This window comes from Streptomyces sp. NPDC054863 (assembly GCF_053610825.1).
The window spans coordinates 1-18533 of sequence record NZ_JBSGZD010000038.1 but is presented as its reverse complement, the minus strand read 5'-3'; the positions used below and the strand labels follow the sequence as shown (position 1 = coordinate 18533).

Annotated in this window: 22 protein-coding genes; 5 read left to right on the top strand and 17 right to left on the bottom strand. The window is 72.7% G+C overall.

Going from position 1 to position 18533, the window contains the following annotated elements; all coding sequences use genetic code 11:
- The first annotated feature begins 312 nt into the window (after positions 1-312).
- The gene (locus ACWGIG_RS10580) at positions 313-1467 is read left to right on the top strand and encodes a THUMP-like domain-containing protein (RefSeq protein WP_453321176.1); all 1155 of its coding nucleotides are present in this window, start codon (positions 313-315) and stop codon (positions 1465-1467) included.
- Between the two features lie 72 nt (positions 1468-1539).
- On the opposite strand, the gene ACWGIG_RS10575 is transcribed toward ACWGIG_RS10580, so the two are convergent.
- A complete protein-coding gene (locus tag ACWGIG_RS10575) occupies positions 1540-1998 on the bottom strand; it encodes an SRPBCC family protein (RefSeq protein WP_453321156.1) in 459 nt (152 codons plus the stop codon).
- Between the two features lie 151 nt (positions 1999-2149).
- Here ACWGIG_RS10575 and ACWGIG_RS10570 point away from each other — a divergent pair, with 151 nt between their 5' ends.
- On the top strand, positions 2150-2743 hold the full coding sequence (locus ACWGIG_RS10570; RefSeq protein ID WP_453321155.1) for a hypothetical protein: 594 nt from the start codon (positions 2150-2152) through the stop codon (positions 2741-2743).
- A gap of 39 nt (positions 2744-2782) precedes the next feature.
- On the opposite strand, the gene ACWGIG_RS10565 is transcribed toward ACWGIG_RS10570, so the two are convergent.
- The 8 genes from ACWGIG_RS10565 to tsaB all read right to left on the bottom strand — a co-directional run bounded on the left by ACWGIG_RS10565 (position 2783) and on the right by tsaB (position 8273).
- Entirely contained in the window at positions 2783-3424 is a 642-nt protein-coding gene (locus ACWGIG_RS10565) for a hypothetical protein (RefSeq protein WP_453321154.1), read from the bottom strand.
- Positions 3425-3603: 179 nt separating this feature from the next.
- The gene (locus ACWGIG_RS10560; protein WP_453321153.1) at positions 3604-3966 is read right to left on the bottom strand and encodes a hypothetical protein; all 363 of its coding nucleotides are present in this window, start codon (positions 3964-3966) and stop codon (positions 3604-3606) included.
- Between the two features lie 63 nt (positions 3967-4029).
- On the bottom strand, positions 4030-4785 hold the full coding sequence (locus ACWGIG_RS10555) for an amidohydrolase family protein (protein ID WP_453321152.1): 756 nt from the start codon (positions 4783-4785) through the stop codon (positions 4030-4032).
- A gap of 175 nt (positions 4786-4960) precedes the next feature.
- A complete protein-coding gene (locus ACWGIG_RS10550; protein WP_453321151.1) occupies positions 4961-5497 on the bottom strand; it encodes a hypothetical protein in 537 nt (178 codons plus the stop codon).
- A gap of 130 nt (positions 5498-5627) precedes the next feature.
- Positions 5628-5894 carry a hypothetical protein gene (locus ACWGIG_RS10545; protein ID WP_453321150.1) on the bottom strand — a complete coding sequence of 89 codons (267 nt, stop codon included), beginning with the start codon at positions 5892-5894 and terminating at the stop codon, positions 5628-5630.
- Complete coding sequence (gene tsaD, locus ACWGIG_RS10540; RefSeq protein WP_453321149.1) at positions 5891-7075, bottom strand: tRNA (adenosine(37)-N6)-threonylcarbamoyltransferase complex transferase subunit TsaD; 1185 nt, start codon at positions 7073-7075, stop codon at positions 5891-5893. The genes ACWGIG_RS10545 and tsaD overlap by 4 nt, the downstream gene beginning before the upstream one ends.
- Positions 7072-7542 carry a ribosomal protein S18-alanine N-acetyltransferase gene (gene rimI / locus ACWGIG_RS10535; RefSeq protein WP_453321175.1) on the bottom strand — a complete coding sequence of 157 codons (471 nt, stop codon included), beginning with the start codon at positions 7540-7542 and terminating at the stop codon, positions 7072-7074. The genes tsaD and rimI overlap by 4 nt, the downstream gene beginning before the upstream one ends.
- A gap of 59 nt (positions 7543-7601) precedes the next feature.
- Entirely contained in the window at positions 7602-8273 is a 672-nt protein-coding gene (gene tsaB / locus ACWGIG_RS10530) for a tRNA (adenosine(37)-N6)-threonylcarbamoyltransferase complex dimerization subunit type 1 TsaB (RefSeq protein WP_453321148.1), read from the bottom strand.
- A 148-nt stretch (positions 8274-8421) separates the two neighbouring features.
- On the opposite strand from tsaB, the gene ACWGIG_RS10525 reads away from it, so the two are divergent.
- On the top strand, positions 8422-8991 hold the full coding sequence (locus ACWGIG_RS10525) for a hypothetical protein (protein ID WP_453321147.1): 570 nt from the start codon (positions 8422-8424) through the stop codon (positions 8989-8991).
- Between the two features lie 40 nt (positions 8992-9031).
- Here ACWGIG_RS10525 and ACWGIG_RS10520 read toward each other — a convergent pair whose 3' ends face one another.
- The 4 genes from ACWGIG_RS10520 to alr form a co-directional block, all read right to left on the bottom strand.
- Positions 9032-9241 carry a hypothetical protein gene (locus ACWGIG_RS10520; RefSeq protein WP_453321146.1) on the bottom strand — a complete coding sequence of 70 codons (210 nt, stop codon included), beginning with the start codon at positions 9239-9241 and terminating at the stop codon, positions 9032-9034.
- Between the two features lie 251 nt (positions 9242-9492).
- A complete protein-coding gene (tsaE, locus tag ACWGIG_RS10515; protein WP_453321145.1) occupies positions 9493-10017 on the bottom strand; it encodes a tRNA (adenosine(37)-N6)-threonylcarbamoyltransferase complex ATPase subunit type 1 TsaE in 525 nt (174 codons plus the stop codon).
- On the bottom strand, positions 9989-11215 hold the full coding sequence (locus ACWGIG_RS10510; protein ID WP_453321144.1) for an alpha/beta fold hydrolase: 1227 nt from the start codon (positions 11213-11215) through the stop codon (positions 9989-9991). The genes tsaE and ACWGIG_RS10510 overlap by 29 nt, the downstream gene beginning before the upstream one ends.
- A gap of 131 nt (positions 11216-11346) precedes the next feature.
- Positions 11347-12582 (bottom strand): alanine racemase, encoded by a 1236-nt coding sequence (alr, locus tag ACWGIG_RS10505; RefSeq protein ID WP_453321174.1) that lies wholly within the window; start codon positions 12580-12582, stop codon positions 11347-11349.
- 279 nt (positions 12583-12861) lie between these two features.
- Between alr and ACWGIG_RS10500 the strand changes: the two genes are divergently transcribed.
- The gene (locus ACWGIG_RS10500) at positions 12862-13782 is read left to right on the top strand and encodes a L,D-transpeptidase (RefSeq protein WP_453321143.1); all 921 of its coding nucleotides are present in this window, start codon (positions 12862-12864) and stop codon (positions 13780-13782) included.
- Positions 13783-14204: 422 nt separating this feature from the next.
- Here ACWGIG_RS10500 and ACWGIG_RS10495 read toward each other — a convergent pair whose 3' ends face one another.
- The 4 genes from ACWGIG_RS10495 to ACWGIG_RS10480 all read right to left on the bottom strand — a co-directional run bounded on the left by ACWGIG_RS10495 (position 14205) and on the right by ACWGIG_RS10480 (position 17216).
- Positions 14205-15731 carry an NAD(P)H-hydrate dehydratase gene (locus tag ACWGIG_RS10495; RefSeq protein WP_453321142.1) on the bottom strand — a complete coding sequence of 509 codons (1527 nt, stop codon included), beginning with the start codon at positions 15729-15731 and terminating at the stop codon, positions 14205-14207.
- 16 nt (positions 15732-15747) lie between these two features.
- Entirely contained in the window at positions 15748-16116 is a 369-nt protein-coding gene (locus ACWGIG_RS10490; RefSeq protein ID WP_453321141.1) for a holo-ACP synthase, read from the bottom strand.
- Between the two features lie 44 nt (positions 16117-16160).
- Entirely contained in the window at positions 16161-16298 is a 138-nt protein-coding gene (locus tag ACWGIG_RS10485; RefSeq protein ID WP_453321177.1) for a hypothetical protein, read from the bottom strand.
- 126 nt (positions 16299-16424) lie between these two features.
- Positions 16425-17216, bottom strand: a complete 792-nt coding sequence (locus tag ACWGIG_RS10480) for a hypothetical protein (protein ID WP_453321140.1) — start codon at positions 17214-17216, stop codon at positions 16425-16427.
- A 278-nt stretch (positions 17217-17494) separates the two neighbouring features.
- Between ACWGIG_RS10480 and coaA the strand changes: the two genes are divergently transcribed.
- On the top strand, positions 17495-18481 hold the full coding sequence (gene coaA / locus ACWGIG_RS10475) for a type I pantothenate kinase (protein WP_453321139.1): 987 nt from the start codon (positions 17495-17497) through the stop codon (positions 18479-18481).
- Positions 18482-18533 lie beyond the last annotated feature (52 nt).

Below are 18533 nucleotides of genomic sequence, written 5' to 3'. Positions count from 1 at the left end.
CCCACAGGGGGGGTGGGGCGGGCGGGTCGGGCGGTTCTGCCGGGCTGGACCACAATGGGACGGGTGACGAACCACTCCGGCCGCCCCTCCGGCAACGACAACGCCGACGCCTCCGGCACCTCCGGCGCCGCTGGTACCTCCGGCGCCACCACCGGCCCTGGCACCACCGACGCCGCCGTCGGCGCAGACACCCCGGGCGGCCCAGGCACCCCGGACACCACCGGCGCCACCACCAGCACCAGCACCGAGACCGCCGCCCTCGCCGCCTTCCGTGCCCTCCTCACCCCCGAGGGCCAGGCCCTCCTAGCCGAGCTGCGGGACTACGACCCCGCCCAGGCCCTGGCGCTCGCGACCCGGCTGCGCCGCGACCATCCCGTCGAGCTGGTGTCGGCGGCACTCGCCCAGGCCCGGCTGCGGCAGCGGGCGGCCGCGAAGTTCGGCGCCGAGGACGCGCACCGGATGTACTTCACGCCCAACGGGGTCGAGCAGTCCACCCGCAAGTCGGTCGCCGACCACCGGGCGGCCCGGTTCCGTACCCTCGTCCCCGCCGCCACTCCCCACGTCCTCGACCTCTGCGGCGGCATCGGCGGCGACGCCCTCGCCATGGCCCGCGCGGGCCTGGCCGTCACCGCCGTCGACCTCGACCCCGCCACCTGCCTCGCCGCCCGCGCCAACGCGCGGGCCCTCCTCCCCGACCCCGCCGCGCTCACCGTCGTACAGGCCGACGTCCTGACGTACGACCTGACCGGCGCGCAGTCCCTCTTCATCGACCCGGCCCGCAGGTCGGGCGCCCGCGGCCGGATCTTCGACCCCGAGGCGTACTCCCCGCCCCTCTCCTTCTCCATCGAGGCGGTGCGCGAGGTCGGCGCCGGCGCCATCAAGATCGCCCCCGGCATCCCCCACGAGCTCGTCCCCGACGACTTCGAGGCCGAGTGGATCTCCGACAACGGCGACGTGAAGGAAGCGGTCCTCTGGCACGCGCCCAGCAGCCAGGGCCGGGACCAGGACCGGGAGATCGTCGGCGGCACCCGCCGCGCCACGCTCCTCCCCTCTGGTGCGACCCTCGTCGGCCGCGGCCTCCCCAACCCCGACGTCCGCAAGGTCGGCCGCTACCTCTACGAGCCCGACGGCGCCGTCATCCGCGCCCACCTCGTCGCCGAGGCGGCCGAGGAGCTGGAAGGCGGCCTGATCGACGAGACGATCGCGTACATCACCGCCGACGCGCTACGCCCCACCCCGTACGCCACCCCGTACGAGATCACCGACCAACTCCCCTTCGGCGTAAAGAAGTTGAAGGCCCTCCTTCGCGAGCGCGAGGTCGGCATCCTCACCATCAAGAAGCGCGGCTCGGCCGTCGAGCCGGAGGAGCTCCGCAAGAAGATGAAGCTCTCCGGCAAGAACTCCGCGACCGTCTTCCTCACCCGCGTCGCCGGCGCCCCGACCATGCTGCTCGGCCACCCGGCCTGACCAGGCCGTACGGGTCGGGCGGGCGGACGGGCGGGGCGGGCAGGCGGACGGGGCGGGCAGGCCGACGGGGACTCAGTCGCCCTTCTCCGCGCACTCCCGCACATGCACATTGCGCGCCGCGATGAGCCCCCGCATGTACCGGTCGAGCGCCACCGCTTCCACGCCCGTCCCCAACCACCCCAGTGGCGCCGCGAATTCGACGACGTCCCGCATCACCGTCCCGCCGTGTCCGTCCGGCTCGAACCAGTGCGCGTGGTGCCACCGCTTGAACGGCCCGGTCACCTGCTCGTCCACGAAGTGCCCCGGCCGTTCGTACGCCGTGATGCGTGAAGTCATCCGCCACCGCACGCCGAAGTGCCTGGCCTCCCAGGTGACGGCGTCCCCGAGCACCATCCGTCCGGCCCGCACACCCCCGACGATCCGCTCGCCCGAACCGGCCATCGAGGCCGTGTGCAGATCCACGTCCAGCGAGAGGTCGAACACGGCCGCGGGCGAAGTCCCGATACGCGTGACGACCTCGAATCTCTTCATACGGGGATGCTCGCACGCGGCCCTGAACCAGCGATCCGGCGGCCCGCACCCTCGCCGGCTCCGGATCCCGGCCCCCAGCTCCCGGCTCCCGGCTCCGAGTCCTGGCCGATCGATCCCGTACGGCGCGAGACACCTGCGTAGGGTCGCCCGCATGACCTATCTGGAAGACGCACTGAGCGAATTGCAGCGCGTGCTCGGACCCTGCGCCGGGGACACCAGCGGTGCCGACTGGTCCGTCCCCGCCGGATCCCTGACCTGGTCCTGCTGGGAGACCGCCGCGCACATCGCACACGATCTGACCGCGTACGCGGGGCAGTTGGCGGCCCGTCCGACGGACCGCTATCTGCCGATGGACCTGACCGTGCGGCCCGGGGCCGCCCCGGGTGACGTCCTGCGCGTGATCGCCGCCGCCGGCGCAATGCTCGGCGCCACGCTGGCCGCCTCCGGCCCCGAGGTGCGGGCGTACCACTGGGGCCCGTGCGATCCGACCGGGTTCGAGGCGATGGGGGTGGCCGAGGCGATGCTCCACACGTACGACATCACGCGGGGCCTCAAGGTGCAGTGGGTTCCCCCGGCCCGGCTGAGCGCCTTCGTGCTGGAGCGGCTCTTCCCCGATGCCCCCGGGGCCGCCGACGCTCCCGACAGCGATCCGGCGCACGTGTTGCTCTGGTGCACGGGTCGCGGCGACCTCCCCGGCCGCGAGCGGCGTACGGCGTGGGTGTGGCAGGCCGCACGGGACGAGTAGCCGGGTCCGGTCAGCCCTGCCCGGTCCAGCCGGCTCCGGTCAGCCCTGCCCGGTCTGCGACACGGTGCGCCGACGCCCCGGCACCCGTACCGCCCACCGGTAGTGGCTCACCGCCTTGACCGATCCCAGCAGCCCCACCACCCACATCACGCAGCCGAAGCCGATGAAGTAGGTGGCGTCCGCGTACGTCGACGACCCCGGGCGCGCGGTCGCCGCGTACCCCAGCGAGGTCCACAGACCCACCACCGCGAGCACGAAGGAGGGAAGCAGCCAGCCGAGACTGCGGGCCGGGGCGCACAGCCGGGCGTCGACGGCCGGGTCGGAGCCCAACTCGGCCCAGGCGCGCAGCCGTTCGCGTATCGTCCGGTCGCGTTTCACGCCCAGCCACAGCAGGATGACGGCGGGCACGATCGCCCCGATGCCCGGTACGAGGAAGACGCCGCCGATCAGGATCTCGGGGAACATGCCGTTCTCGAAGGACTGGAGCGCGACGCCGACGCACCCCCACCCGACCGCGAGCAGCACCCCGTACAGCCAGAATCCGACGGCCGCCGACGCCCCGAGCCACCTGCGGCCCAGCTCCTCCATCGCGCGCGCCCGGTCGGTCAGCATCGCCTCCCGGTGCGGCCAGGCCCAGATCTCGGGGGCGGGCGGAGGCGGCGGGAGGGGCGGGCGGGGCATGAGTGTCCTTCGTACGTACGGAGCAGGCAGGGGCCGCGTCGACGCTACCGCGCACCCCGAGCCGTACGAACGGCCGGGTCGAAGGGCCCGGCGGCCCAGGAGATCCGTCCGCCCAGAGGACCGCCCGCCCAGAGGACCGCCCGCTACAGAGGCCCGCCCGCGCTAGAGGTCCGTCCGCTCTAGAGGTCCGTCAGTTCGTCCGCGTACACCTGCGAGAGCGGCTGCGGGCCCACGTACTGCTGGCAGTTGCAGGTGCCTGGCTCGAAGCGGATCGGCTTCTTGTTCTCGTCCCAGGCGGTGGGCGTCTCGACCGCCTCGTGGCACTTGCCTGCCTTGTCGTGCTTGGCGAGGTGGTGCGTACAGCCGCAGATCGGCTCCGGCGGCTTCTTGGCCGCCTCGATCGCCTGACGCTCCTGGCGCTGCACCTCGATGCGCTGCAACTGGCGCTCGTGGCGGGTGGCGAGCGCCTGTCGGCCCATGTTGGCGAGCCCGCCGAAGCCGCCCATCATGAAGAAGATGAATATCCACCAGTACCAGGCCATTTCGCGCCCCTTTCCCCCGGTGCAGCGTGTGCGACCAGGGTACGGCGCTTCGGCAGAAGAGGCTTAGAGCCGTAGGAGTTCCGCCGCGTTCCCCTCGGGCACGAGCGCGTCGAACACGCCCGTACGGTACGGATATCCGCTGCCCAGCAGCAGCCTCTCCGGGCCGAACGTCACGGCCGCCCGTCGCAGGGCGTCCGCGTCGGCGACCGCGTGGTGGTGGAAGGGGTTGACGGGGCGGTCGGGCGGAGCGCCGCCGGTGGTGATCAGCCGGATGCTCGGGTACGGGGTCAGGTCCAGGCCTTCGTACGCCTGTGGGGAATCCTCCCCGCCCGTGGGATGCAGCAGGAGTACGGCGCCGCGCAGCTCCAGCGCGTCGAGGAGCGGGACGAACTCCGGGTCGGAGAGCGGGCGTCCGAGGACGGTCGTGGTGACGGCCGCACCCAGGAATCCCAACTCGTCGACGGAACGGCCCAGTTCGTCGCCCGCCGCGAGACCGTTGGGGAGCGGGAGCGCGGCGAGGGCCCGGAAGCGGGTGGGGTGGGCGCGGATCAGGTCGGCGTACGCGGCGTTGGCGACGCGCGCGGCACCGAGCGCCTGCGAGGCATCGCCGAAGTACGGGGTGAGGGGCGGCGCGGACAGCACCTGCACGTCGACCCCGGCGGCGTCCATGGCGGCGATGCGGGCGTCGATCTCCCGCGGGGTGCTCCCGCCGCCCTCGCCACGCAGCCCGGTGGTCGTGGCGGGCGACCCGTGGAGCTCGTCGAGCATGTCGAGGTAGAGCTCGGGGAAGTAGTGCGCGTGGACATCGACCCTGGTCATGGACGTGCCGCCTCCTTGGTGGGTACTCGTACGAGGCTGCCACGGGCGGAGGCGCGGCGCGCGGTGAGGCATGCCTGGGCGGCAGGGGCACGCGGACGGGCCGCGGCCGGAGACCCGACGGTCTTCGGGCCGCGGCCCGCTGGTGAAGCCGTAGCGGTGGAGCCGGCCTGGGCCGTCACCCCACCGGTGCCGCAGGGTCGGCAGGGCTCAAGGGAGCGGCAGGGCTCGCGGGAGCGGCGGGGCTCGCGGGCACGGCCGTTGCCGCCAGGCCCGCGGATTCCGCGGGCTCGGCGGTGCCCGCCCCCGCGCGGTGGCCGTGGCCGCACCATCCGACGTAACTGAAGTTGTCGACGTACTTCGCGCTCATCCAGCCGGAGCGGTCCCACAGCTTGAACCAGATCGTGTTGCCGCCGACGTTCTGGCCGCGCACCTTGCAGGCGATGCGGACGATGGCGTGCGAACGGTACGAGCCGATGTTCGCGGAGTGCGTGGTCGGGTGGGCCCGGACGATCTGACCGGTGTGCGAGGTCACCCTGCCGCCGACGCCGTGGCGGGCAGCGACGGCCTGTGCGGATTCAGCCGCCTGCGAAGCGGCGGCGACGGGCGCGACCGGCGCGGCGACGGCACCGGTCGGCGCGCACACCGCGAGCACGACGCCCAGGGACACGGCACCCAGAGCGGCCTGGGCCACCTTCAGCTGCGAAACGAACATACGGCGGACTCACTTTCTCGACGAGCGGCGGGGGTGACCCCTGGCACCGCCGAGTCTCAAGTCGAATTGTCCGAAAAGCGGTTAACGCCACTCGGGAGTCAGCCGTATGGCCCAGCCGTGCGACTCGCCCCTAGGGCCGCCGCTCCACCGATTCGAACCGCCACCTGTGCACCGGCCTGGAGATCAGCTCGGCGTCGGGCTCCGGCAGTTCGGGCAGTTGCGCGTCGTACGGAGCGTCCCACCACGTGAGTACGAGAACCCGGTCCTGCGGCGCCCGGAAGATCTCGCGGCGCAGCGGCGGGGTGGCGAGGACCTCCGCCTGGGCGTAGGCCCACTCAAGGAGCTCGGGGCCCTTGCCGTCGACGGCGCGGGCCTCCCACATCAGCGCGAGGGTCATGAGTAGAGGTTGTCCTTGCTGATCTCGTGGACGTGATCGTGGTCGTGGGCATGCCCGTGACCGTGACCGTGCGTATGGCCATGCGTGTGGCCGTCCCCGTCCCCGTCCCCGTGGCTGTGCGCATGGGCCGGAACGTGCGGTTCCGTCACCGGCAGCGAGGAGTCGGCCGACAGGTCCCAGCCGGAGGCGGGCCTGCCCCGGGCCACCATCTCGGCACCCAGCGCCGCGACCATCGCTCCGTTGTCCGTGCACAGGCCGGGGCGCGGCACCCGCAGCGTGATGCCCGCCCTCTCGCAGCGCTCCTGGGCGAGCGCCCGCAGCCGGGAGTTCGCGGCGACGCCGCCGCCGATCATCAGGTGGTCGACGCCCTCGTCCTTGCAGGCGCGTACGGCCTTCCTGGTCAGGACGTCGACGACCGCCTCCTGGAAGGACGCCGCCACGTCGCGCACCGGCACCTCCTCGCCCGCGTTCCGCTTCGCCTCGATCCAGCGCGCCACGGACGTCTTGAGGCCGGAGAAGGAGAAGTCGTACGCCGGGTCGCGCGAGCCGGTCAGACCGCGCGGGAACGCGATCGCCTTCGGGTCGCCCTCCCTGGCGAGGCGGTCGATGACCGGGCCGCCGGGGAAGCCGAGGTGGAGCACGCGGGCGATCTTGTCGAAGGCCTCGCCCGCCGCGTCGTCGATGGTCGCGCCCAGGGGGCGTACGTCGGAGGTGATGTCGGGAGCGAGGAGCAGTGACGAGTGCCCGCCGCTGACCAGGAGCGCCATGGTCGGCTCGGGGAGCTTGCCGTGTTCGAGCTGGTCGACGCAGATGTGGGAGGCGAGGTGGTTGACGCCGTAGAGGGGCTTGCCGAGGGCGTACGCGTACGCCTTGGCCGCCGTCGTGCCGACGAGGAGGGCGCCCGCGAGGCCGGGACCTGCGGTGACGGCGATGCCGTCCAGGTCGGACGCGGCGATCCCGGCGTCCTTCAGGGCCCGCTCGATGGTCGGAACCATCGCTTCCAGGTGTGCGCGGGAGGCGATCTCGGGGACCACGCCGCCGAACCTGGCGTGTGTGTCCACGCTGGACGCGACCGCGTCGGCGAGCAGCGTCGTACCGCGGACGATGCCGACGCCCGTCTCGTCGCAGGAGGTCTCGATGCCGAGGACCAGGGGCTCGTCGATACCGCTCGTGAGGTTCATGGCTGGATCTCTTCTGTCTCTTCGGTCGTCGTACGCCGCATCACGAGCGCGTCGATGTTGCCTGGCTGGTAGTAGCCGCGGCGGAAGCCGATCGGCTCGAACCCGAAACGCTCGTAGAGCCGCTGTGCGCGGGTGTTGTCGACGCGCACTTCGAGCAGCACCTCGGTGCACTCGAAGGCGGTCGCGTGCTTGAGGAGGTCGGCGAGGAGGCGGGCACCGAGGCCCGTGCCCCACTGGTCGCGGGAGACCGCGATGGTCTGCACGTCGCCGAGGTCTCCCGCGGCGGCGAAGCCCGCGTACCCGACGAGGCGGCCGGTCTCCCGGTCCTCGGCCACGACGTAGCGGCGGGTGGCGCGGGGGCCGCGCGCGTACGCCAGCTCGGACCAGAACATGCCGGGCGACCAGGCATCCTCGGGGAAGAGTTCGTGCTCCAGGGCGAGCACGGGCTCGATGTCCCACCAGCGCATCTCGCGCAGGACGGCCGCATCCGCATCGGCCCGGTCGCTCGGCTCGCTTGCCGCGGGGGTCACTTGGGGGTGACCACCTTGTAGTTCTTGGGCACCTGCGCGTCGGGGCGGCGCAGGTAGAGGGGAAGCGGCGCCAGGAACTCCGTCCCCGCGGCCAGCTTCTCGGCGGCCAGCGAGGCGAGCGCCGCCGCCGACACGTGCTCGGGGCCCCGCGCGTCAGGGAAGGCCTCCGGGTAGAGGAGCGCGCCGGCCCCGGCCACCGGCAGGCCCGCGAGCCGCTCCGCGATCTCGGCGGGGCGGTCCACGGCGGGCTCGGTGGTGCGGGTGCGCGCGTCGTCGTACCGCGCCCAGTAGACCTCCTTGCGGCGGGCGTCGGTCGCCACCGCGAAGGGGCCTTCGACACCGCCCCCGGGGCCCGTCCCCGCCGCGTACGCCAGCGCGTCCAGCGTGCACAGGCCGTGCACGGGGACGCCGAGGGCGAACCCGAAGGTCTCGGCGGTCGCGAGGCCGACGCGGAGTCCGGTGTACGGACCCGGGCCCACGCCCACGACCAGACCGGTGACGGCATCGAGCTTCAGACCGGCCTCGCGGAGGGTCGAGTCGATGAGGGGCAGCAGCAGTTCCCCGTGCCGGCGCGCGTCGACCCTGGTGGTCTCGGCAACGACGGAAGAACCGTCGTGGAGGGCGACGGTGACGGCAGGGGTGGCGGTATCAACGGCGAGCAGGAGCACACAAACAGCCTACGGCCCGCGCAGCGGAAGCACGGCGTCCGTCCACGCCGTACGCCTGCTGCTACCGTCACGACAAAGTCGCGCAGAACAGACGTGCAGAACCCTCGTGCAGAACCTCGGACTGAGTCGGAACGAAAGGTGCAGCAAGGTGGCTAGCAGCAGCTCGGGAATCGTGGCCGGGCTCACCGCGGGGGCACTCGCCGTCGTCGGATTCCTCGCCTACCAGGCGTCGGCGAGCGCACCCGCGTCGGCGGTCGCACCCAGCTCGTCCGCCTCGCCCACCGCCACCGGCCCCAAGGGCAAGGTCCGCAAGCCGTCGCCGCTGGAACTGCCCGCGAACTCCGGCAGCGGCACCCGGGTCGTGTATTCGCTGGGGGGCAAGCGGATCTGGCTGGTGGACTCCGCGGCGAAGCCCGGCGCCAAGCCGCGGACCTTCCGGGTCGCACCGAGCGCGGTCAGCCCGACGCCGGACACCTATCAGGTCCTCAACCGCTCCGTGAAGATCACGGGCTCCGACGGCAAGCCGGTGGAGCACGTGGTGCGCTTCGCGAACGTCGACGGGACGACGGTCGGCTTCAGCGCGGCCGTCGACGGGACGATGCCGACGCCGGGCGCGACGCCGCAGGAGGGCACGGGCGCGGTGCGCCTGAGCCGCGCGGACGGCACCGCGGTGTGGGAGTTCGCCACGGTCAACGTCAAGGTGGTCGTCGTCCCGTAGCCCCGCACCCATGCCCCCCGCACTCGAACGAGGGGATCGTCTAGGCGGCGTCGCGCTGCCCGGCGGTCCCCTTTTCGCTGTCCCGGCCGTCCCTCGTACGCACGGAGGCCTGGCGGGGCGGGGTCGAGACCGCCGTGGCCGCGGCACAGGACGCGAGCAGGGCGCTCATGCTGACGGGGGCCGGAGCCGGGGTGGCGGCGGGCGCGGCAGGCGTCATGGGCTTCTCGACTTCTCGTTCCGGTGCCGACATGGACGCCTCCTGGGGCGACGGGAGCAGGCGCAGGGCGATGGTGGTTAGGCTGACCTAACCAAGGCCTCGGAACCCATGTGACCACGCCCGGCACCCCCGATGCAACATCTTCCCGACACCTTGTCGGAAAGTACGGTGTGCCAGGAGAACGCACGGCACGCCGGCCAGGTTCCCGGCCAGGTTCCCGGCCAGGTTCCCGGACCGATGCCCGCCCCGCTCCCGGCCCCGAGCCGGCCCGGCCAGGTTCCCGGTCAGCTCCCCAGCGCCGTCAGCCCTTCTCCCGACCAGCGCGCCCCGATGCCGTCGAGCCGTACCCTCCGTACGTCGTCGTCCGTGTCGCCCGTCGCCCGGTCGATGAGGACGTGCAGCCGGTCCTCCGAGAGTTCCTCGACCTTGCCTTCGCCCCACTCCACGACGATCACCGAGTCGGGCAGCGAGACGTCCAGGTCGAGGTCCTCCATCTCGTCTAGGCCGCCGCCGAGCCGGTACGCGTCGACGTGCACCAGCGCGGGCCCGTCCCCGAGCGGCGGGTGCACGCGGGCGATGACGAAGGTCGGCGAGGTGACGGCGCCGCGCACCCCCAGCCCCTCGCCGAGGCCGCGGGTCAGCGTGGTCTTGCCCGCGCCGAGCTCACCGGTGAGCATCACGAGATCGCCGGGGCGCAGCAGCTTGGCCAGCGAGCGCCCCAGCTCCCCCATTTCTACGGGGGAGTTGACGGTCAGGGAGTGGGAGTTGATCGGGGCGTTCTCAACGCCCCCGCTGTGCGGTGCTTCCATGCTGGTCAACGTTAGCCGTCGGCGGTACGGCCCCCACGCGCGCCAGCAGCTCCGAGAGGTGCCCGTTCACCAGCTCCGGGAGTTCCAGCATCACCAGGTGCCCCGCGTCGGGGACGAGCACCAGTTCCGCGTCCGGGAGCAGCTCGGCGATGGCTTCGCTGTGCGAGCTCGGCGTGACCAGGTCCTTGGTGCCGGCCAGCACCAGCACCGGCACCTCCGCGAAGATCTGGAGCGCCGCCGCCTTGTCGTGGTCCTGGAACGCCGGGTAGAACTCGGCGACCACGTCGATCGGCGTGCCCTCGATCAGACGCTCCGCGAACCGGGCGACCGCCGGGTCCACGTCCCGCGACCCGAACGAGTACCGCTTGATGATGCCCGCGAAGAGGTCCGCGGTGGCCCGGCGCCCCCGCTCGACCAGCTCCGCCTGCGAGCCCAGGGTGCGCAGCACGCGCGGCAGGAAGCGGCGTATCGCGTTCATGCCCGCGACCGGCAGCCCGAAGTTGACCTCGCCCATGTGCCCCGACGACGTACCGACCAGGGCGACGCCGACGACGCGCTCGCGGATCAGCTCCGGGAACTGGTCGGCCAGCGCCATCACCGTCATCCCGCCCATCGAGTGCCCCACCAGCACCAGCGGCCCCTCGGGCGCCGCCGCGTCGATGACCGTCTTGAGGTCGCGGCCGAGCTGGTCGATGGTGACCTGCTCGCCGTCGGCCTGGGCCATGCCGCGCGCGGAGCGGCCGTGGCTGCGCTGGTCCCAGTGCACGGTGTGCACGGCGCCGCGCAGGGCGGCGCGCTGGAAGTGCCAGGAGTCCTGGTTGAGGCAGTAGCCGTGGCTGAAGACGACGGTGACGGGGGCGGGCACGCGGCGGCCGAAGAGCCCCCGGCGCTTGGCCGGAACGTCCGGATCCGGCGCGTCCGTCTCGTAGTACAGCTCGGTGCCGTCGTCGGCGAGCGCGGTACCCGGGGTGCCGCGCAGCGCGCCGTACGGACCGGCCGCGTCCAGGGCCAGGCGGGCCTTCTTGCGCATGCCGCGGCCGACGGTGAGCCGTTCGACGGCGACACCGGCCGCGGCGCCCGCGGCGACCACGCCTATGGCCGCTCCGGCCAGGCCGGCCCTGCGCCAGTTGCCGGAGGCGACCGCTTCGGTCACCGCCTGTGCCGCGGCAGCCGCGCCCTCCGTGCTGCTCTCGCTCACGTGCCGCTCCTCGCTGGTGCGCCTGCCGGGCCGACGGTGTGCCCGTGGTGTACCCGTCTACCGGTTCTAGCGGTCCTGCTGGTCCTGCTGGTCCTGCTACCGGCCCTGGCCGTCCACCGGCCCTACCGGCCCTACCGGTCCTGAGAAGGACCCTGAGAGGAATCCTGATCGGAGTCCTGAGCGGAGTCCTGAGAAGGGTCCTCGTTCACATGGACGCGCGGGATGCGCCGACCGATGCGCGTGACGATCTCGTACGCGATCGTGTCCGCGGCCTGCGCCCAGTCCTCGGCGGTCGGCTCACCCCGGTCGCCCGGGCCGAACAGGAGGGCTTCTTCCCCCGGTTCGACCGCGTCACCGCCGAGATCGACCACGAACTGATCCATCGCGATCCGGCCGCGAGCACGCCGCCACCGGTCGCCGACCAGGACAGGACCGCGCCCCGAGGCGTTCCGCGGGATCCCGTCCGCGTACCCGACCGGGATCAGGCCGAGCGTCGTGGCGCGCTCGGTGACGTAGTGGTGGCCGTAGCTGACGCCGTGGCCCGCCGGGACGTCCTTGACCAGGGCGACGGACGCGGCGAGCGTCATCACCGGGCGCAGGCCCAGCTCGGCGGGCGTGCCCAGCTCGGGGCTCGGCGACACCCCGTACATCGCGATCCCGGTCCGTACGAGATCGAAGTGCGCGTGCGGAAGCGTCAGCGTGGCCGGGGAGTTGGCGAGGTGGCGCACCTCGGGGGCCAGGCCCTGTTCCTCCGCGTACGCGACCATCTCGCGGAAGGCGGTGAGCTGGAGGTCGATCGAGGGGTGGCCCGGCTCGTCGGCGCACGCGAAGTGCGACCACAGGCCCGTGACCTTCGCCGTGCCCTCCGCCTCGGCGGCGCGGGCGGCGGCGACCAGGTCGGGCCAGTCGGCGGGCTGGCAGCCGTTGCGGCCGAGGCCCGTGTCGGCCTTGAGCTGGATCTTTGCCGTACGTCCGAGGGCGCGGGCGGCGTCGGTGACCTCGCGCAGCGCCCACATTCCGCTGATCCCCATGTCGAGGTCCGCCTCGACGGCCTCGCCCCACGGGTCGCCCGGGGTCCACAGCCAGCACATGACGCGCGCGTCGGCCGGGGTGATCCCGCCGGCGCGCAGGGCGAGCGCCTCCTGCGGGGTGGCGGTGCCGAGCCAGGTCGCACCGGCCTGGAGGGCGGCGCGGGCGCACGGCAGCGCGCCGTGCCCGTACGCGTCCGACTTCACGACGGCCATCAGTGCGGCGTGCGGGGCACGCTCGCGCAGGGACCGGACGTTGGCGCGCAGGGCGGCAAGATCGATCTCCGCACGCGCGCGCATCGGGGCCCGGGCCCTCGCCCGCGTCGTCGACTGGGTCATCGCCTGGCTCATCACGCTCTCGGTCTTCACGGTCATCGCGCCCCCAGTCTCGCAGAGGGCTACGACAGGGCCCGTCGAGGCGGTGCGGGGGAGCGTCCCGGCGACCGGCACCGCCCACCGCCGCGTATGCGTGAAATCACCGCACGTCACACATTTGGCCTGCGCTGTCACCCGCGCGGCAGGCCGTGCGTGGCGCGCCGGGCGCGCGGGCCGCCCGATGGACTCCACGGGCGGGCTCGTTTCCTCGGGCCCGCCGCACGCTCAAGGAGCTGAGGAACCATGAAACGCGCCCACCTCGCCCGCATACCCGCTCTGGCCGGCCTCGTCGCCGTGGCGGTGACGGCGGCCGTCGTCCCCGTTTCGTCGGCCTCGGCCGCCGTGCCGACCGCTGTCCCTGGTGCGCCCGGTGCGCTTGCTGCGGCCGATGTGCTTGCCACGCCCGGTGCGTTCGCTGCCCCTGGTGCACCCGAGCCACCGTGTACCGCGCCCACCGGTCCGTACCAGAAGGAACTGGAGCGCAAGCTCCGCCTCAAGGTCGACGGCAAGCAGTCGGTGGCCGACTGCATCGCCATCCGCAAGCTCCAGCGGCAGCTGAACATCGACCCGGCGGACGGCCGCGCCACCGCGAAGACGCACGGCCTGCTGCTGGTCCGCGAGGCCCGCAAGAACCCGAACGCGGCGGGCAAGTGCCCGATCCGCTACGGCTACTCCGTCACCTGCGTGGACCTGCCGCGCCAGCTCCTCTGGGTGCAGGTGGGACGGAAGGTCACCTTCGCCCCGGTGCCGATCCGCAGCGGCATCCGCGGGCTGGAGACGCGTACCGGCTGGCACCGGATCTACTGGAAGCACAAGAACCACTTCTCCACCATCTACAACAACGCCCCCATGCCGTACAGCCAGTTCTTCAGCGGCGGGCAGGCGCTGCACGGCACGCACGGCGACCTCTTCGAGGCGGGTTCCGGCGGTTGCGTCAACCTGTACGTGCACGACGCGGCACGCCTCTGGAACAAGCTCGGCGTCGGCAGCAGGGTCTACGTCTGGGGCGCCAAGCCGGGCACGAACGTACGCGCCCTGACCTCGCACGACAACGGCCGCCGCCTCACCGACGACGAGCTCGTCATCAAGGGCTTCGGCGGCGAGAACATCCCGGTGGAATGGGACCTGAACACCCCACTCACCCCACCCGGACAGCGGAGCTGACGACACTGAGGCGGCTCCCCGAGGGACCTGCCCCCCGCCGGGGCGGTCCCCGAGGGCCTGCCCCCGCCGGGGAGGTTCCCGAGGGGCCTGCCCCCGCCGGGGAGGTTCCCAAAGGGCCTCCCCCCGCCGGGGAGGTTCCCCGAGGGGCCTGACCCCCACTGGGGAGGTTCCCGAGGGGCCTGCCCCCCCGCCGGGGCGGTTCTCCAAGGGCCTGCCCCCCCCGCTGGGGCGGTTCCCGAGGGACCTGACCCCGCCGGGACAGTTCCCAAGGACCTGACCCCGCCGGGGCAGTTCCCAAAGGACCTCACCCCCGCCGGGGCGGCTCCCGAGAGGGCCGCCCCAGTGCTCACTCACCTCCCGGACTCACTCACCTCCCGACCCGACCCCGGCGTCCCCCATGCCCCCCATGCCCCCCACACCCCTCATCGCCCCACAGCCCCCACGCCCCTCACGTCCCGCCAAGCCCCCGCGATCTCCCCCGCCACGTCTCCCGCCCCCACCGGCGCCCCCCGGGCCGCCCTGCGTCCCGCAAGGCCGTGCAGGTACGCGCCCACCGAGGCGGCGTCGACCGCTCCCAGGCCGGCCGCCAGCAATGCGCCCGTCAGCCCCGACAGCACGTCCCCGCTGCCTGCCGTCGCCAGCCAGCCCGTCCCCGTGGGGTTGACCCGTACCGGCCGTACCCCGTCGGGCGGCGCGACGAGCGTGGTCGAGCCCTTGAGCAGGACCGTCGCTCCGTACTTGACCGCCAACTTCCTTACGGAGTCCAGCCGTTCGGCCTCCACCTCCGCCCGCGCCACACCCAGCAGCGCCGCCGCCTCCCCCGCGTGCGGCGTCAGCACGGTGGGCGCGGTCCGGCTCCGTACCGCCTCCGGGTCGAGCGCCCGCAGCCCGTCCGCGTCGACCAGTACCGGCGCGTCGGACTCCAGAACGTCTGCCAGCACGTCCTTCGTACGGTCGTCCAGTCCCGGCCCGACGACCCACGCCTGCACCCGCCCCGCGTCCCCGGGCGCCCCGTCGCTCACCAGCACCTCGGGAAACCGCGCCAGCACCGCGGCGCCGCCCCGGCCGACGTACCGCACCGCACCGGCGCCGCCGCGCAGCGCCCCCGCCACCGCGAGCACGGCGGCCCCCGGGTAGCGCGCCGATCCGGCGACGATCCCGACCACACCCCGCCGGTACTTGTCGCTCTCCGCAGCCGGTACGGGCAACAGGCCCGCCACCTCGGCATGCTGGAGCGCCTCCACGTCGGCGGGCGTCCCACCGGTCTCCAGCCCGAGGTCGACGAACCGCAGCACGCCGGCCCGTTCCTTCGCCGGGTCGATCAGCAGCCCCGGTTTGTACGTCCCGAAGGTCACGGTCACGTCGGCCCGTACGCACTCGCCCTCGATCCGCCCGCTGTCGGCGTCGATCCCGCTCGGCAGGTCCACCGCCACCAGCACCGCCGCGGCGGCCTCGGCGGCCCGCACCAGCGGCACCACCTCCGCGCGCAGCCCGCCCCGTCCGCCGATGCCGGTGATGGCGTCCATGACCAGATGGGCCCGGCCGAGCGCCACGAACGCGGCGGACCCCGCACCACCCGCAGCCAATCCCGCAGCACCCGCCCCGCGCACCCCGTGCGCCTCATGCGGTCCTGCCACGATCCGTCCCCCGGCGGCCCGCAGTGCCGCGATCCCGCCCGCGTGCGCCCGCTGCCGCGCATCGACCAGTACGGCAGTCACTCCGGCACCGCGCCGGGCGAGCCGCGCCCCGGCGTAGAGGGCGTCGCCTCCGTTGTCGCCGCTGCCGACGAGCAGCACGACCCTCGCCCCGTACACCCGCCTGTCCAGCAGATCGGCGCAGGCGGCGGCCAGTCCGGCGGCGGCGCGCTGCATCAGCGTGCCCTCCGGAAGCCTGGCCATGGCCTCCCGCTCGACGGCCCTGACGGTCTCGACGCTGTGTGCGGTACGCATGCCACCGAGTCTGCCCCTACCCCTCCGCGATCACCACCGCCGAAGCCACCCCCGCGTCATGGCTGAGCGACACGTGCCACGACCGCACCCCGAGCGCCTCGGCCCGCGCGGCCACGGACCCCGAGACCCGCAGCCGGGGCTGCCCCGTCTCCTCGACGTACACCTCCGCGTCCGTCCACAGCAGTCCCGCCGGCGCTCCCAGCGCCTTCGCCAGGGCCTCCTTGGCCGCGAACCTCGCCGCCAGCGAGGCGATCCCCCGCCGTTCCCCGCTCGGCAGCATCAACTCCCGCTCCACGAAGAGGCGTTCGGCCATCTGCGGCGTACGCGCCAGCGCCGCCCCGAACCGCTCGATCTCGGCGACATCGATCCCGACCCCAACAATCACTTACTCACTCCAGCTCACTCCGAATCGCTCCGAATCGCTCCGACTCACTCCACCGTCACAGACTTCGCGAGGTTCCTCGGCCGGTCCACCTCGTTGCCCCGCGCCGCGGCCGGCTCGCAGGCGAAGACCTGCAACGGCGCCGTGGTGACCAGCGACTGGAGAAGCGTAGGCGTACGCGGCACCCGGACCAGATGGTCGGCGTACGGCACCACGAACCCACGGACACGAAAAACCCCGCCCCGGCACGGCGGCCGGAGCGGGGTTCGTACGCGAAGAAGCAGGGTGCGTACGCGAAGAAGAAGAAACGGTCAGCCGAGCTTCTTCAGCTGCGCCTCGATGACACCCGTCGGCTGCGCCTTGACCGTGCCGCCCAGGCTGATCGTGTAGAAGGTGGCGAGCGTGCCGCCCTTGCGCACGGCCGCGAGCTTCATGACGACCTCGGTGCCCTCGCCGTCCATCGTGACCGTCCAGCCCTGTGCCTCGTCGCCGCCGGTCACCGTGTCCGCGAGCACCTTGGTGATCTTGACCTTCTCGCCGGCCTGGTCGCCGTTGAAGCCGCCCCCACAGGCCTGACCCGCCTTGTTGAGGCTCGCGAACGCCTCCTGGGCACCCTTGCCCTCGTACGAGGCGAGCCGCTCCGCCGTGACCGGCTGGGTCATCGCGTTCAGTCCGGCCTTGGCCTTCTCCTCGGCCGACGCGGTCGGGTCCACCTTCATCTTCGCGGGCTTCTCGATGGCCTTGCGCAGCAGGTGGGCCACCGGCTTCCCCATCGGAGCCGCCGCCATGGCGTCGCCGAGCAGCTTGCACTCCGGCTTGTCCACCTTGACCGCGCCGTCCGGGACCTCGTCGGCCTTCGTGCCCTTCTGCACCATGTGGGTGGCCAGGTCACCCTCCACGAGGGCGACCTTCTCCAGCTCGGCAGCCGACAGCGCCTTCGCCGCGGGCTCCTCCTTCTTGCCGGGCTCCTCCTGCTTGCCGGAAGCGCCCGCGGCCGGAGCGTCCGGGGCAGGCTTGTCCGCCCCGCAGGCCCCGACCAGCAGGGTCAGCGAAGCCGCGGCCACGGCAGCGACAGCGGTACGACGAAGATCGGTGCGACGCATGAAAGTAATCCTCCGAGCGGTACGAAAACGGCGAACGGTGCTCCCCCCGCGCACAGTTGCCTGTTACCGGCCACGCGGATTCTGTGGTGCCCAAGGAATGTAAGGCCCGCTCCTCGCCAAGAACACCGAATTCCCACGTCAGGCACACCGCAGCCAAGATCGTGACCGTCACGCAACGCCACCTCGCCCCGATCGAGACCGGGCCCCGTACAACCCCGTCCCCCACGTGACCCACCCCACCCCGCCCGACCGGCGACATGGCGGCCCCACCCCCGACAATGGACTGTGTGATCACTTCGCCGACGCGTTGCTCCCCTCGCCGGGCCGAGTCCTCCCCGTACCTGGACCTCACCCGCACGGAGTGGAGCGCCCTGCGCGAGAAGACGCCGCTGCCCCTCACCGCGGAGGAGGTCGAGCGGCTGCGAGGTCTGGGCGACGTCATCGACCTCGACGAGGTGCGCGACATCTACCTCCCGCTGTCCCGCCTCCTCAACCTCTATGTGGGCGCCACCGGAAACCTGCGAAGTGCCCTCAACACCTTCCTCGGCGAGAACGGCACCCAGCGCGGCACCCCCTTCGTCATAGGGGTCGCGGGCAGCGTCGCCGTCGGCAAGTCCACCGTGGCCCGCCTCCTCCAGGCCCTCCTGGCCCGCTGGCCGGAGCACCCGCGCGTGGAGCTGGTCACCACCGACGGCTTCCTCTACCCGATGAAGGAGCTGGAGAAGCGCGGCCTGATGGCCCGCAAAGGCTTCCCCGAGTCGTACGACCGCCGCGCCCTGACCCGCTTCGTCGCCGACGTGAAGGCCGGGAAGGACGAGGTCACCGCCCCCGTCTACTCCCACCTGATCTACGACATCGTCCCCGGCGAGCGTCTCACCGTGCACCGCCCGGACATCCTGATCGTCGAGGGCCTCAACGTCCTCCAGCCGGCCCTGCCGGGCAGCGACGGCAAGACCCGCGTCGGCCTCGCCGACTACTTCGACTTCTCGGTGTACGTCGACGCCCGCGCCGAGGACATCGAGCAGTGGTACCTCAACCGGTTCCGCAAGCTGCGCGCGACCGCCTTCCAGAACCCGTTCTCGTACTTCCGCAAGTACACCCAGGTCTCCGAGGAAGAAGCCCTCGACTACGCCCGCAACACCTGGCGCACCATCAACCGCCCCAACCTCCTGGAGAACGTCGCCCCCACCCGGGGCCGCGCCACCCTGGTCGTCCGCAAGGGCCCGGACCACAAGGTCCAGCGACTGTCGCTGCGCAAGCTCTGAGCTCTTCCGTACCTACGAATTCCGTACGTACAGATTCCGTACGTACGAGAAG